This is a genomic window from Thalassospira australica (assembly GCF_000763295.1).
GTDB classification, from domain to species: domain Bacteria; phylum Pseudomonadota; class Alphaproteobacteria; order Rhodospirillales; family Thalassospiraceae; genus Thalassospira; species Thalassospira australica.
In genome coordinates, this window is the sequence record NZ_JRJE01000032.1 from 755,164 (window position 1) to 769,246 (window position 14,083).

Sequence of the window (14,083 nt, forward strand, 5' to 3'; positions counted from 1 at the left end):
TTTTGAGAATTGGCATGCGCCTTGCGGTGATGAGGGCAGAATAAACGCATTTTCAGGAGCCTTCCGATGTCTGCCCATGACAAACATAATTCTGGTAAATCCGGTTTTGCTACCCGCGCCATCCATCACGGATATAACCCGCAAAGCCATAATGGTGCGTTGAACCCGCCGGTATATATGTCTTCGACCTTTGCGTTTGAAACAGCAGAGCAGGGCGGGCGTTTCTTTGCCGGGGACGAACAGGGCTTTATCTATTCGCGCATTGCCAACCCGACGCTTGATTTGCTGGAAAAACGTTTGGCCGTTCTGGAAGGCGGCGAAGCGGCGCTTGCAACCGCATCGGGCATGGGCGCGATTACGTCCGTGTTCTGGACCTTTATCGCACCGGGTGATGAGATCATTGTGGATCGCACGTTGTATGGCTGCACCTTTGCCTTTTTCCGTCATGGTTTGGAAAAGTTCGGCATCAAACATACCCATGTTGATCTGACCGATCCGGCAGAACTTGAAAAGGCGATCTCGGACAAAACCAAGATTGTTTATTTTGAAACACCGGCGAACCCCAACATGCGCCTGGTCGATATCAAGGCGATTTCCGAAATTGCCCATAAAAATGGTGCCAAGGTTGTTGTCGATAACACCTATTGCACGCCGTATCTGCAGCGCCCGATTGAACTGGGGGCGGATATCGTTGTCCATTCCGCGACCAAATATCTCGGTGGTCATGGCGATCTGATGGCCGGTGCCGTGATTGGCACTGAAGAAGACATGACGCAGGTGCGTTTGGTGGGCTTGAAGGACATGACCGGCGCGGTTCTTTCCGCGCAGGATGCAAACCTTGTCATGCGCGGGCTCAAGACGCTTGAGCTGCGCATGGAACGCCATTGCGACAATGCCGAAAAGATCGCTGACTTTCTTGCAAAACACCCGAAGGTGGAGAAAGTCTTTTATCCGGGGCTGGAAACCGATCCGCAGCATGAACTTGCGAAAAGGCAGATGGACCGGTTTGGCGGCATGATCGCGTTTGAGCTTAAAGGCGGGATCGAGGAAGGCCGTAAACTGATGAACGGGCTTAACATGATCACCCGTGCCGTCAGCCTTGGCGATGCCGAAACGCTGATCCAGCATCCGGCTTCCATGACGCATTCGACCTATACTGCCGAAGAGCGCGCAGAATATCAGATCACCGATGGCTTGATCCGTCTTTCGGCCGGACTTGAAAGCATTGATGACATTCTGGCTGATCTGTCAAACGCGCTTGATGGAGAAGAGATGGCGATTGCGGCTGAATAAGGCCGCACTCCATTTCAGTCAAGCAGGCCATAGTTTTGAAGGGCTAGGTGCGATCTGTCGGTGAGAGTGGCATTTGGAATCTGCAGCACATGCAGATCGCGGATGGATATCTGGCTGAAGGATGGTGCGGTGTCGGGATGGGTTTTGATCAGGTCAAACATCATGCCGTTGGCATAGGCGCGCATCATGCCGGTTTCGATAATATCGCGCAGTTCCGGTGTTTTCGGACTGACAAAGAAGTAGATCGGTTGGGGGTAATACAGGGCAAGGCCGGGATGGATTTCGATCCCGGCTGCATCCTGATGCATCCAGTTCCATTCCGCGACGATCTGCCAATAGGCGCGCGGGTAAAGATCAAACCGCCCGGCTGCAAGCATCCGATGGAGGGTCTTGTAGCGTCCCGGCATTGCCTGAAAGCCGTTGTTTAGAAGGATTTCGGTATCGGGCCAGCCAAGCCCCTGACCCATGGTGTACGTGCGCAAATCGTCAATCGTTTGCACCTGATCCAATGCGCCCATCAGCCCCGGCCTCATCATGAAAAGTCGCAGGCCCGTGGTGCCAAGAAAAAGGGGGACATAGACAGGAAGAAGTTGTTCTTCGCGCATGGCATTGGTGCCAAAGAAAACCGTGTTGATCTGTTCCGCCGTTTGCAGCATCGAAACCCGGCGGGCTTCGGTCGGATAATCCATGCAGACCGGTTCAATTTTGGTTTCCGGACTGGCGAGCTGCACCGAAAGGCGTAAAAGTTCAATATGGTATTCGTTTTGTTCCTGCCATGTCCTAAGTCCTTGGCAGTATTCTGAACTTGCATCCTTCGGTATGCGGATCGACAGGATTTCGGGGGAAACAGCTTCTGTTTGCTCGTTTTTGTGACGCGTGTCGTCAGGCCCGACGTCGAATTGTGCCTTGAGGGGGGCGCTTGGTATTGCCGATACGCCAGCCAGAACGACGGCCCCAAAGATTGTCCGGGCCAAAGTGCGCCGCGTGCTGATAAGGCGGCGCATGGTTTCACCGGGTACTAGCAAGCTTGCCACCGATACAAGATGGTCAGGCAGTGCGGGCTCAGGCAGTGGGGGCACTGTGCGATCATGGTTTGGGAACGTGCAAACATGAAGTCAAATGAGTGAGTCCTGATCCTGGGGGAATACCCAGAATAAATTAGTTTAAGCGCAAACACATGGAGTATTCGTTAACCGCAGGGCCAGTGGTTTTGTGATGATGGAACATTACAAAAAGGCTTTTGGAGCATGGTCATCGATATCGTGCCGACTCGCGGTCGGTTTTACCCTGTTTGGCGGGCACGAAATAATGTTTCAGACGGGAAATTCGAGGCTTTCGGGCGGTTGGTCGCAGTAGATTCCAACATTTTGGTGAAATCGCCGAATCTTGTGTGAAATGCGATGATGCCGGGTTGATTTCCCCGTCATCGACTTAAAAATCGGCAATTCAATACCGGATTGTTGTCATGCAAAAGACGACAGCCCAAAAAACCGGTCATACCCGGTCATAATCAGATTAAGAACAAGGCGATCAGGAAATGTCAGTACAGGATAGCGCACCGGAAATCGGTGAAATCATCGACGTCAGCAGCACCGGCAATGTGAAGGCCCATGATCTTGAGATGCTGGGGCTGCTTGAAAAGAAAGTGCGCTGGCTTTCCAGTTGGACCATCCACAATGCGAACCATCTGCGCCCGAAACGCGACGGGATCAAGGTCGGAGGCCATCAGGCAAGCTGTGCATCCATGACAACCTTGATGACAGCGCTTTATTTTAACGTTTTGCGCCCGCAGGACCGGGTCGCGGTCAAGCCGCACGCAAGTCCGGTGTTCCATGCGATCAATTATCTGTTTGATCGTCAGTCCAAAGAAAAGCTTGAAGGATTTCGTGCCTTTGGGGGGGCGCAATCCTATCCATCACGGACCAAGGATGGTGATCAGGTTGATTTTTCCACCGGGTCGGTCGGTTTGGGGGCCGCAGTCACGAACTTTGCCGCACTGACACAGGATTATCTGCGTCACAAGGACATGCTGCCCAAGGGGGAAACGCCGGGCCGTATGGTCGCCCTTGTTGGTGATGCGGAACTTGATGAAGGCAATATCTATGAGGCGCTTTTAGATACCTGGAAGCATGACATTCGCAATGTCTGGTGGGTGATTGATTACAACCGCCAAAGCCTTGATGGCATGATTGATGCCCATCTGTTTCGTGTGATTGGCCGGTTCTTCCGGGCGGTTGGCTGGAACGTCATTACCATCAAATATGGCCGCAAGCTGCATGAAGCATTCGCCAAGCCGGGCGGCAAGTCATTGAAGAAATGGCTTAATGATGTGCCCAACGACATCTATTCCGCGCTGACATTCCAGGGCGGGGCAGTTTGGCGCAAACAGATCACTTCCGATATGGATGGTGACAATGCGCTGACCAGTTTGCTGGGTGATTATGATGACGATCAGCTTCACGATCTGATGACCAATCTGGGCGGGCATTGCATGGAAGCGGTGCTCAGCGCCTTTGACGCAGTTCCCAATGACAAGCCGACCATATTTATCGCCTATACCGTCAAGGGGTATGGCACGCCGCTTCAGGGGCACAAGGACAACCATGCGGGCCTGATGAATGTGGCGCAAATGGATGCCTTCAAGCTGCAAAACAATGTGGCCGATGGGCAGGAATGGGATATTGCCGGGGGGCTTGACGTCAGTGCCGATGCGTTGCGTGATTACATTGCGCGTGCACCGTTCAATGATCCTGCGCCCCGCCACAAGAAGGCCGATGCCATTCGTATTCCCGACATGCCCTATGCACGGGTGGAAACATCAAGCACGCAGGAAGTCTTTGGCAAAATCCTGAATGAACTGGCGAAGATGAAAGACAGTGATCTTTCTGATCGCATTGTGACCACATCGCCCGACGTGACGGTATCGACCAACCTTGGTGGATTTGTGAACCAGCGTGGATTGTTCGGGCGTGAAGAACTGGCCGATGAATTCCGTGAGCGCAAGGTCCCCTCGGCACAGAAATGGATCAGATCGCCAAACGGGCAGCATGTCGAACTGGGCATTGCCGAAAACAACTTGTTCCTCAATCTTGCTGCCCTTGGTCTGTCGCACAGCCTGTTTGGGCAGCGTCTGTTCCCGATTGGTACCCTTTATGATCCGTTTATCGCACGCGGTTTGGATGCGTTGAATTATGCCTGCTATCAGGATGCGCGTTTCATGGTTGTCGCAACGCCAAGCGGCATCACGCTGGCCCCCGAAGGCGGGGCGCATCAATCGATCTCGACCCCGATGATCGGCATGGGGCAGCCCGGCCTGACCAGCTTTGAACCAAGCTTTGGTGATGAAGTCGCCGCCATCATGGGGTGGTCATTTGATCATATGCAGGCCGATGACGGCGGATCGATCTATATGCGCCTGTCGACCAAACCTTTGGCGCAGCCGGAACGGGATCTGTCAGATTTGGAGAAGTCTGAAATTGTGTCCGGGGGGTATTGGCTCCGTCAGCCGGGGGATGACTGCAAAATGGTGATTGCCTATTGCGGGGCGATGGCACCCGAAGCCATGGCCGCATGGGAAAAGCTTTCCGAAGACCATCCGGGCTTGGGCCTTTTGGCGGTGACCTCTACCGACCGGCTTTACAATGAATGGCAGGATCTGGAGCGCGCACGCCTTGAAGGCAAGGCTGATGGCAAGATGTCACATGTGGAAAACCTGCTTAAACCTTTGGCTTCTGATGCCCGTCTTGTCACGGTAATTGATGGTCATCCGGCCGCCCTTGCGTGGCTGGGATCGGTGCGCGGTCATGCGGTGGCCCCACTTGGCGTGAACAACTTTGGCCAGTGCGGCGACAGCATTGCCCTTTATGATCACTATCAGATCGGAACCGATGCGATCCTGCGCGCAGCCAAGCGCTGGGACTGATCAAATAAGACCGTAGCATTGAAAAGGAGGGTATTTTGCCCTCCTTTTTCTTATCCGGGCGCGCTGTATGCACCCCCTTAGGTTGACGGGGTGCCGGATTATAAGTACGAGAATGGTTCGCAATTTATAACAATAAACACATGTTCAGTGTAAAATTCTGAACCGGGCTGTGAAACGTTCTTATGAAAAACAGAAGTCTTCGCGGGCTTTACCCGGCGATGCCGTTTGGCAACCCGGTCGAAGTGGTGCGCGCCGGGATCGGTGCCCTGATCGGGTTGGGACTGACTGGCGTTTTCCTGTCATTCCTTGAACTGCAAGGGGCGGGTCTTTATCTGATTGCCCCGTTTGGGGCGACATCGGTTTTGTTGTTTGCGGTCCCCAACAGTCCGCTTGCACAGCCATGGTCTGCAATTGTTGGCAACAGCGTTGCCGCGATTGTCGGGGTGGCGGTGTGTTTGGTGATTGATGACCCTGTGCTTCGCGTGGCGTTGGCGGTGGGGCTTGGTATTTCAGCGATGATTGTCACACGGGCGGTGCATCCGCCCGGTGGCGCGGTGGCAATGGTTGCGGCCTTAAATCCGGATATGGTCGCGGATCTCGGGTTTTGGTTTACGGTGATGCCGGTTGGGGCTGTAACGGCAATCCTGGTGCTGGTTGCGATTGTCTATGCCCGTTTGACGGGCCGGAAATATCCGTTCCGTCATTTCGATGACAAAGGCAAACACCACACCGCAGATCGCGCACCGATGGAAAGGCTTGGACTAGACGAGGATGAGTTGAACGCCATCCTGCAACATTATAGCCAGTCGTTTAACCTTGGTATTGAAGATCTTGCGCGGTTGATTGGTGCGGCTGAATTGCAGGCGGCAACCCACAGGACCGGGCCGATGACCGCACGCGATATCATGTCGCGCGATCTGGTGACCGTCGAAGCAGAAACGCCACTTGGCGAGGTGGCAAACCTTTTTCGCAAGCACGGGTTTACGTCTTTGCCGGTGATTGGTACGGAAGGTCAGTTCATCGGGGTCATCTTTCAAATCCACTTGATTCGTCGCGCACGCGAAGATGCGTTACGTCTGGATCGTGGATTGTTGCCCGCGATGGCGCGCCTGATTGATCGCAAACGCGAAACGCCTGTCCGGGCGGTGGAAATCATGTCTGTTACCGAGCCACGCGCAACAGCCGATACACCGATCGCAGCGCTACTGCCCCTTATGGCCGATGGCACTTGTGATGCCGTTCCGGTTCTTGATTACGGAAAAATCATTGGCATTGTGACCCGAACCGATTTGATTGCCGCCATGGCCCATGCGGGTCTCAGGTCCTGAGCCAAACACCGTCTGAAATGTCCCACACAGAAATTGGAAAACCCCATGACTGAAACCGTCACCTTGACCATCGAACAGGCCGAAAAGCTTAGTCTTGCCGTGTTGGAGGATAACGGGTTTGGCAAAGAACATGCCGGTGCCATCATGCGCAGCGTTGTTGCCGCCCAGATCGATGAATGCCATTCGCATGGACTGTATCGCCTGATGGGCTGTGTGCAAACGGCGCGCAACGGCGGGCTTGATACCCATGCCATGCCCGAAATCATCGATCAGGCCCCGGCCATCACGCGGATCAATGCCAACAAGGGCTGTTCGCTTTTATCATTCGAAATGGGTTTGCCATATCTGATTGAAAAAACGCGCCATTGCGGTATTTCGGTTCTGGCCATCAATAACAGTTTCCACTTTTCGGCCCTGTGGCCGGAAGTCGAACAAATTTCGGCCCATGGTCTGGTGGGCATGGCGATGACACCAACCCATGCCTTTGTCGCCCCAGCCGGTGGGACCAAGCCTCTTTTGGGCACCAACCCGATTGCCTTTTCATGGCCGCGTCCGGGCAAGACGCCCTATACGTTTGATTTTGCCACCAGCATGATTGCACGTGGTGAAATCGAACTGCACCGTCGGGCGGGCAAGGCAATCCCCGATGACTGGGCAATTGATGTCGATGGTGCACCGACCACGGATGCAACCAAGGCGCTTGAAGGGGCGATGCTGACTTTTGGGGGGCACAAGGGATCAGCACTTTCGACCATGATCGGTTTGATGGCAGGTCCGTTGATCGGTGATGTCCTTGGTCATGAAACCCATGCGGCATCCGAAAATGCGCCGGGCAACCCGCATCATGGGGAAATCATCATCGCCTTCGCGCCGGAAACCTTCCTTGGCGAGGATGCGCAAAAGCATCTTGATCACGCCGAAGACCTGTTTGAAGAGATTGTCAAACAGGGCGCACGCCTGCCATCGCAACGCCGGTTCGAGGCCCGCGACCGCAGCCGTGAAAACGGGGTGACCATTCCCAAGGCATTGCACGATGAATTGATCGCGCTGGTGTCGGAAAAATAAGCGGGGATTTTGCGGGGGTGTGTTGCGCGCCCCCGTTTCCAATCAGAAGAACGCCTGTTTGATGCCATCAATGATGAATTGGACGGCCAAGGCCGCCAGGATCATGCCCAGCAGGCGTGAAACGACGGTGGCGACGGTCGGGCTTAAGCGTTTGGCGACCATGTTGGACGCAAGGAAGAAAACAAAGGCGATGACCATGACGATGGCGACAACGCCAATGACGCTGGCCTGCATGGCGATATTGTCTTCGAACTTCCCCATCAACAGCATGACCGATGCAATCGCGCCCGGACCGGACAGGAACGGGATCGACATCGGAAAGATCGAGATGTCGTCGGCCTCGTCATCGGGGATGGTGTGATCCTTGTTTTTGGCCGAAGCAGCCTTGGATTTGGGCTTTTGGGTGTCTTTGTCGTTGTCGGTTTCAAGTTCCTGATGGAGTTGTTCTGCGCGTTCGTTTCGCTTCTGGCTGCGTTTTTCAAACAGCATTTCAAGCGCAATCAGGAATAAAAGCGTGCCCCCGGCGATGCGGAAGGCGGGCATGTGAATGCCGAAAATGCCCAGTAACCCTTCGCCGATCAGCGCGAAGGCGGCCAGGATAAAGAAGCTGGTCAGACACGCCCGAATGGCCATGCGTCGCCGGTGCGCGGCACTGGTGCCCTGTGTCAGAACGATGAAAACCGGCACCAGACCCAACGGATCAATGATCACAAACAATGTGACAAAGACCGGGATCAGTTCATTGAGCATGTCAAAGCTTGGCATCGGTTTTCCTGCAATTGCCGACAAAGAACGGGGCATATAATGCGCCTATCTTGGCAGGTAAATGGTTAAATTGGCAGTTTTTTCCGGTGTGTCACCAACACAGCACCTCATCGGCGCTTGCCACGGTTACGGCCATAACGCCCTGCACTTTCCGGCCAGTCGACATAATCATCGGGTTTCTTGCGCACCCAGTTAACAAACTTGATGATGTCGGGATGGGCGAGAAGCTTGGTGGGGCTGTCATAGTCGCGCGCCAAGGTGGCCTCGTCAAACAGGCGATGGATCATGCGATGACAGACACGGTGCAGCCATTCGGTGTCGCGGCCACCTTGTGATTTCGGACGCCAATGGTGGCGGTCCACACTGGGCCCGGCAATCATTGCGCGTCCACAGATCGCACATGTTCCAAGATCGGTTTTCGATGTGTCCCTGGGAACGGTCATGGATGGATTATTGCGATGGCATGCGCCGGTTTTCAAAGAATTTCTGCCATGTGCCGGGTTTAAGGGCACGAAGGGCCTTGATCCGCGCACCAAGCGACGGATGGGTATCAAACAGGCTGGGGGGTTGCGTGCTGCGATAGGGTAGAAGTCCCAGGCGTTTGCGATTGATCTGATCGATGTGAAGCAGGGCATCAATCATGTCTTCGGGGCCATTCAGCAAATCACTGGCCCCATGGTCGGCGGCAAATTCCCGGTCACGGATGACAGCACGTTGAAACAGAAAGCTGATGGTCGGCACCGCGCCAAACAAAATGATCATCCAGGCCGGGGGATTGAAATCACCAAAGATGAAAATCGCCAGACCAAACAGGGCGATTGTCCATGTTGCGCGATAGAGCACATCGGTAATCAGCAAAATACGTGTATCCCCATGCCACGCATGGGCGATTTCATGGGCGAGAATGGCGCGCAATTGCCGCGGTGACAAGCCATGCACAGCATCCCCGGAAATGGCGATGGTTGTGTTGTCAGAAGTCCCGGTGGTGATGGCATTCACGCCCTTGCCCGGCAACAGATAAAGTTTTGGCATATGCGCCAGATGTGCGCGTTCCGACAGCAAATGGGCCATTTCATGAATTGCCGGATAGTCGACGGTTGAAAGCGGACGGGCGCGCAGCATTTTCATCAGCACGTCAGGCGAAATCATTGGTGACAATGCCAACATCAGCGCGACCGCAATGCTGGCAGAAAACACCATCGAAAACCCGCCCAGCATCCATGCGCAGGCGGTCAGTACCCCGATCATGCAAACCATCAGGCCGCCGGCATGGGAAGCCCCGCCGGGCTGAATGGCGAGAAAGCGTTGAACGAAACCGGGTAATTGCGGGGCATTGTCAGCCATGATCGGGCACCTGTCGGGACGGCAGCGTGGTTTGCATGTCTTAAAGATGGGGGTGAAGGGGGGCTTTACGCAAACACCTGTGAAGAATTGCTGTAAAAACCCTATATCAGACAAATGGTTGTCAGCATTGATCCAGCACAAGCGATTCGATGCCGCCCGCAAATCAAAAAGTGCGGCCGGAGCTGGGCTGGAAAAGCGTGTTGAATTTGGATGTAAGGCAATGAAATAAAGGGTTTCGCGGCGAAATCTTAACACATCCTTATATATTCGACTAGAATAGTGGGAGTATGCCATTGGCTAGGATACCCGTTGTGGCTTCGCTGCGCGGGTGGTTTGTCATGCGTGATTGTCAAACGGCCAAAGGCAACAAATATAAGGGTTATGCCCATATTTTATGGGCATGTGTAACGGAAGGAACGAATGAGCCTGTTGGATAGAATCCGACCAGCCCGCAAATCGGATGCGGGACGCGAGGGGGATCGTACCCCGCTGGAACGGTTGTTCTGGCGGTCGATTGCGCTTGTCGGTGGATTCTCGATGGTGATCAACCTGCTTAACATGGTGATCCCGATCTATTCCATGCAGGTGTTTGACCGCGTTCTTTCCAGCCGTTCGGTTGATACACTCGCCCTGCTGACCCTTGGTATCGGCCTTGTTCTGGTCTTCATCGCATCGATGGAACAGCTGAGATCGCGGGTTTTGATCCGGGTCGGAACCGCACTTGATCTGCGTCTGGGCGGGGAACTGTTTGCCCATGTGGTGCAACAATCCGCACGCGGCAGCCAGATGCGCCAGCGCCCGTTGCGCGATCTTTATGGCTTACGCGGATTTTTGACCGGCAGCGGGCCATTTGCCCTGATCGATTTTATGTGGGCACCGGTTTATATCGGGGTGGTGTTCATTTTCGACACCCGCCTTGGCATGGTGGCCTGTGGCGGCGCGCTTTTGTTGATTGTGATTGCCATTGCCAACGAAGCGGCGTCGAAGATTTCCGTCGACCGGTCCGAGGAAAGCCAAAACCGCGGCATTGCGCAGGAAGAAACCTATGTCCGCAATGCCGAGGCGATGGAAGCCATGGGCATGACCCAATCTGCCCGCCAACGCTGGCAGGCGGATCAGTCTGATTCGCTTTATTGGGAAAGTCAGGCCAGTCGCCGGGTCGGGACATCGACCACTCTGTCGCATTTTGTGCGTCTTGCCATGCAGGTCTGCTTTATCGGTGTCGGGGCGTATCTGGTTCTGTCGGAAAGCATCACGATTGGCATCATGGTCGCATCGATGATCCTTGGCATGCGGGGCCTGGCCCCCTTTGACGGGGCGGTAACCGCGTGGCGCAGCTGGAGTGCCGCACGCAGTTCATTTGAACGGCTAAACAACATCCTGCTTGAAAAACGCCAGATGGTGCCAGCCCCGATGCCACGTGGGCGCGGTATGGCGGTCAGTGTCGATCGGCTTGTCTTTGCGCCGCCCAACAGCCGGAATGTATTGTTCAAGGGGTTCTCGTTTAAGGCCGGGCCGGGGCAGATCATTGCGGTTGCAGGCTTTAACGGGGTCGGCAAGACCGCCCTTTTGAAGTTGATCATGGGCATCTGGTTGCCGGGATCGGGATCGGTCAAGCTTGACGATGTCGAAGCATCGCGTGTGGATCGCGCAGAAATCGGCACCCAGATCGGCTATCTGGCGCAGAACCCGTTCCTGTTCCCGGGCACAATTGCCGAAAACATTGCCCGTCTTGGCAATGCGGAAATGCGCGACATCATTCAGGCAGCCGAACTTGCCGGGGCGCATCAGTTCATCCTTGATCTGCCCGATGGTTACGACACGCGGGTTGACCGGGGTGGGCGCAACCTTTCGGGCGGGCAGCGTCAATTGATTGCCTTGGCAGCCGCCCTGTTTTCACGTCCGCGCATGTTGTTGCTTGATGAGCCGACCACCGCCCTTGATGACAGCGGTGTTGCCCATGTTAGTGAATTGATCGAAATTCTGCGCCGCAACGGCATCACGACCTTTATCGTCAGTCATGAACGCGAAGTTCTGGCGCGTGCCGATGCTGTTCTTGCGCTGGCCGACGGGCAAATTCAGGTGGTGCCGGTCAAGCGCGGGGCCAACGTTACGGCAGAAGATCCGCAAAAGAGTACTGCCGGGGCATCCATTGAAGCCCCGGATCAGATTTCACGTGGGTTACCGCCCATTGCCCGCCCGGCAAATGCGGAAAAAGCGGCAAAAGAAACGCCACCTGCCGATGGTCAGATGCGCATAACACCCAAACGAATTGCCGTGCCCAACCCGGATGCCCCGCGCCCGATTGTGGAAAAGAACAGCGCGCCCAATACGCATCCGGCTGCGGCAAAGGACCCGGAGCCTGAGGTGGAAGAGCTTCCCGAAATTGCCGATTTCGGAAGTGTTGGTGAAGAAGGATCAGGGCGTGCGCAGGCAGCAAAACAGGCTGCTGGTATTGCCCGGTCTGAAATGCGACCGCAACCGACGCCGGGCGGTACCATGATGACCATGCGCCCGGTGACGCCAAAAGCCGCACCAAAAGCCGAAAGCACCCCGGTTGAAAAACCAAGGCCATCAGGCAAACAAGCAGCAAAACAACCGCAACGCCGTACGACCGCAAATGCGACGGCGGCAGAACGTCAGCAGCTTAGCAACCGTAAAACCGCACGTGAGCAGGCGCGCGCAACTGCGCCAAAACCGAAAATGACCAAGGCCGAAGAAATGGCCAAGGCACGCGAAGAGGCCGCCATGCGGATGCGCAAAGTGCGTGAAGATGCCGAACGCGCAGCTGCCGAACGTGCCGCGAAACGTGGTGCTGCGGGTACGCCGGAACGTTCGGTCGAACGCCGGCAGGCTGCGGGGCAATCCGCACGGCGCGGACGCCCGCAATTGCGGGTGGTTGAAGGGTCGGCCGAACGGCGGCAGGGTGGTGTTTGATGTCTGGTGGTGTGCAACTTCCAACTGCGCGTGAACTGAGCACCGATGTTAAGCCGTTGGTGCGGATCGGGCTTTTGATCCTGTTTTTGGGGTTCGGGTCCGTCCTGTTTTGGGCCGGTACGGCCGAGGTGAATTCAGCAGCAACCGCCAGCGGCGTCGTCGCGCCGTTTTCCGGGCGGCAAAGCGTTCAGCATCTTGAAGGCGGGATCATTCGCGACATTCTGGTACGCAATGGGGCGCGGGTTCAGGCGGGAGATGTTCTTGTCAGGCTTGATGATACGCGCTCGCGCGCCAGTTTTGATTTGCTCAATAACCGCTATCTCAATGCGCTTGCGACCCAGGCCCGCTTGATCGCCGAACGTGGCCAGAAAGATCAGTTGGTTTTCCCGGCCCCGCTTGAAGATCCGCGCTATTTCTCGATCACGGATTCGCAGCGCACCCTGTTTGAAAGTCGCCGCAGCGCATTTGAGGGCGAAGTCGCGCTTTATGACGAACGCATCAAGGAACTTCGCCGCGAAATCGTTGGCACACAAGAACAAAAGATCGCGGCACAACAACAGGTTGGCATCGTCAAAGAAGAGCTCGCCATGGTCAAGCCCATGGTCGATCTTGGGTATGCACGCCGGACCCGGTTGCTGCAGCTTGAAAGCCGTCTTGTGGAAACGCTTGGCAATATCGGGCGGTTTTCGGCTGATATTGCTCGCATTGAACAGCAGATCCAGCAGGTAAAGGCCAGCCAGTCACAGCTCCTGCGTGATCATTTGCAATCCATCAATACCGAGTTGCGCGATGTTCAGAGCGAGATATCAGACCTGAATGAACGTTTACGTTCCGCAGAAGACATTCTGGTGCGTTCTGAAATCAAGGCTCCGCGCAACGGCACGGTCACCAATATGCAATTCACCACCGTTGGCGGGGTTATCCCGCCCGGGGCACAGGTGCTTGAAATCGTGCCTGCAGATGATCGGCTTGTGATCGAGGCACGGGTTTCGCCCAATGACATTGACGTTGTCTCGACCGGGCTTCCGGTCAATATCCGGGTGACCTCATTCAGCCAGCGTTGGTTCGCACCGGTCAAGGGAACGGTGACCGATGTTTCGCCTGATCGTCTGACCGATGCAGAAGGCCGGTCCTATTTTCAGGCAATGGTCGAGATTGATGCAGAAAGCCTTGCCGAGCATGAAGGCATGATCCTGTCACCTGGTATGCCAGCCCAGCTTGAGATCGTAACCGGTGCGCGCACGATTCTTGCCTATCTGTTCTCGCCGATCACCACCAGCTTTGATCGCGCATTCCGCGAGCAGTGAGGGTATGGTTTTCCCCATGAGTTACATGAGGGCAATCTATACAACCTGACGGATTCTGATGTTGCGGGCTTTTTCCTTCCAACTCACCGTGAAACATGAAAAAAGTGCGACGCTCGCTTTAA

10 protein-coding genes are annotated in these 14,083 nt (G+C 55.2%); 6 read left to right on the top strand and 4 right to left on the bottom strand.

Annotated features, from left to right (window positions below; translation table 11 throughout):
• The first annotated feature begins 66 nt into the window (after positions 1-66).
• Positions 67-1,293 (top strand): methionine gamma-lyase, encoded by a 1,227-nt coding sequence (locus JF44_RS0119675; RefSeq protein WP_033070564.1) that lies wholly within the window; start codon positions 67-69, stop codon positions 1,291-1,293.
• Between the two features lie 14 nt (positions 1,294-1,307).
• On the opposite strand, the gene JF44_RS0119680 is transcribed toward JF44_RS0119675, so the two are convergent.
• Positions 1,308-2,372: a hypothetical protein gene (locus tag JF44_RS0119680; protein ID WP_156111729.1), complete on the bottom strand. Its 1,065-nt coding sequence runs from the start codon at positions 2,370-2,372 to the stop codon at positions 1,308-1,310.
• 458 nt (positions 2,373-2,830) lie between these two features.
• Here JF44_RS0119680 and JF44_RS0119685 point away from each other — a divergent pair, with 458 nt between their 5' ends.
• The 3 genes from JF44_RS0119685 (at position 2,831) to JF44_RS0119695 (ending at position 7,608) form a co-directional block, all read left to right on the top strand.
• A complete protein-coding gene (locus JF44_RS0119685; RefSeq protein ID WP_033070566.1) occupies positions 2,831-5,215 on the top strand; it encodes a transketolase in 2,385 nt (794 codons plus the stop codon).
• A 182-nt stretch (positions 5,216-5,397) separates the two neighbouring features.
• Positions 5,398-6,543, top strand: a complete 1,146-nt coding sequence (locus JF44_RS0119690) for an HPP family protein (RefSeq protein ID WP_033070567.1) — start codon at positions 5,398-5,400, stop codon at positions 6,541-6,543.
• Positions 6,544-6,588: 45 nt separating this feature from the next.
• Positions 6,589-7,608, top strand: coding sequence for an Ldh family oxidoreductase (locus tag JF44_RS0119695; protein WP_033070568.1), 1,020 nt, complete (start codon positions 6,589-6,591; stop codon positions 7,606-7,608).
• Positions 7,609-7,650: 42 nt separating this feature from the next.
• On the opposite strand, the gene JF44_RS0119700 is transcribed toward JF44_RS0119695, so the two are convergent.
• The 3 genes from JF44_RS0119700 to JF44_RS0119710 all read right to left on the bottom strand — a co-directional run bounded on the left by JF44_RS0119700 (position 7,651) and on the right by JF44_RS0119710 (position 9,717).
• Positions 7,651-8,409 (bottom strand): MarC family protein, encoded by a 759-nt coding sequence (locus JF44_RS0119700; RefSeq protein WP_238318520.1) that lies wholly within the window; start codon positions 8,407-8,409, stop codon positions 7,651-7,653.
• Between the two features lie 71 nt (positions 8,410-8,480).
• Positions 8,481-8,816, bottom strand: a complete 336-nt coding sequence (locus tag JF44_RS0119705) for an HNH endonuclease (RefSeq protein ID WP_033070569.1) — start codon at positions 8,814-8,816, stop codon at positions 8,481-8,483.
• 7 nt (positions 8,817-8,823) lie between these two features.
• A complete protein-coding gene (locus JF44_RS0119710) occupies positions 8,824-9,717 on the bottom strand; it encodes a M48 family metalloprotease (protein WP_033070570.1) in 894 nt (297 codons plus the stop codon).
• 420 nt (positions 9,718-10,137) lie between these two features.
• Here JF44_RS0119710 and JF44_RS0119720 point away from each other — a divergent pair, with 420 nt between their 5' ends.
• A complete protein-coding gene (locus JF44_RS0119720; RefSeq protein WP_033070572.1) occupies positions 10,138-12,654 on the top strand; it encodes a type I secretion system permease/ATPase in 2,517 nt (838 codons plus the stop codon).
• Positions 12,654-13,961: an HlyD family type I secretion periplasmic adaptor subunit gene (locus JF44_RS0119725; RefSeq protein ID WP_033070573.1), complete on the top strand. Its 1,308-nt coding sequence runs from the start codon at positions 12,654-12,656 to the stop codon at positions 13,959-13,961. Before JF44_RS0119720 ends, JF44_RS0119725 begins: the two co-directional genes overlap by 1 nt.
• Positions 13,962-14,083 lie beyond the last annotated feature (122 nt).

Bases quoted from the DNA above. Each gene is read 5' to 3' on its own strand.
- JF44_RS0119725 (WP_033070573.1), top strand. From the start codon at position 12,654: ATGTCTGGTGGTGTGCAACTTCCAACTGCGCGTGAACTGAGCACCGAT.
- JF44_RS0119705 (WP_033070569.1), bottom strand. From the start codon at position 8,816: ATGACCGTTCCCAGGGACACATCGAAAACCGATCTTGGAACATGTGCG.
- JF44_RS0119710 (WP_033070570.1), bottom strand. From the start codon at position 9,717: ATGGCTGACAATGCCCCGCAATTACCCGGTTTCGTTCAACGCTTTCTC.
- JF44_RS0119700 (WP_238318520.1), bottom strand. From the start codon at position 8,409: ATGCCCCGTTCTTTGTCGGCAATTGCAGGAAAACCGATGCCAAGCTTT.
- JF44_RS0119685 (WP_033070566.1), top strand. From the start codon at position 2,831: ATGTCAGTACAGGATAGCGCACCGGAAATCGGTGAAATCATCGACGTC.
- JF44_RS0119720 (WP_033070572.1), top strand. From the start codon at position 10,138: ATGAGCCTGTTGGATAGAATCCGACCAGCCCGCAAATCGGATGCGGGA.
- JF44_RS0119690 (WP_033070567.1), top strand. From the start codon at position 5,398: ATGAAAAACAGAAGTCTTCGCGGGCTTTACCCGGCGATGCCGTTTGGC.
- JF44_RS0119675 (WP_033070564.1), top strand. From the start codon at position 67: ATGTCTGCCCATGACAAACATAATTCTGGTAAATCCGGTTTTGCTACC.
- JF44_RS0119695 (WP_033070568.1), top strand. From the start codon at position 6,589: ATGACTGAAACCGTCACCTTGACCATCGAACAGGCCGAAAAGCTTAGT.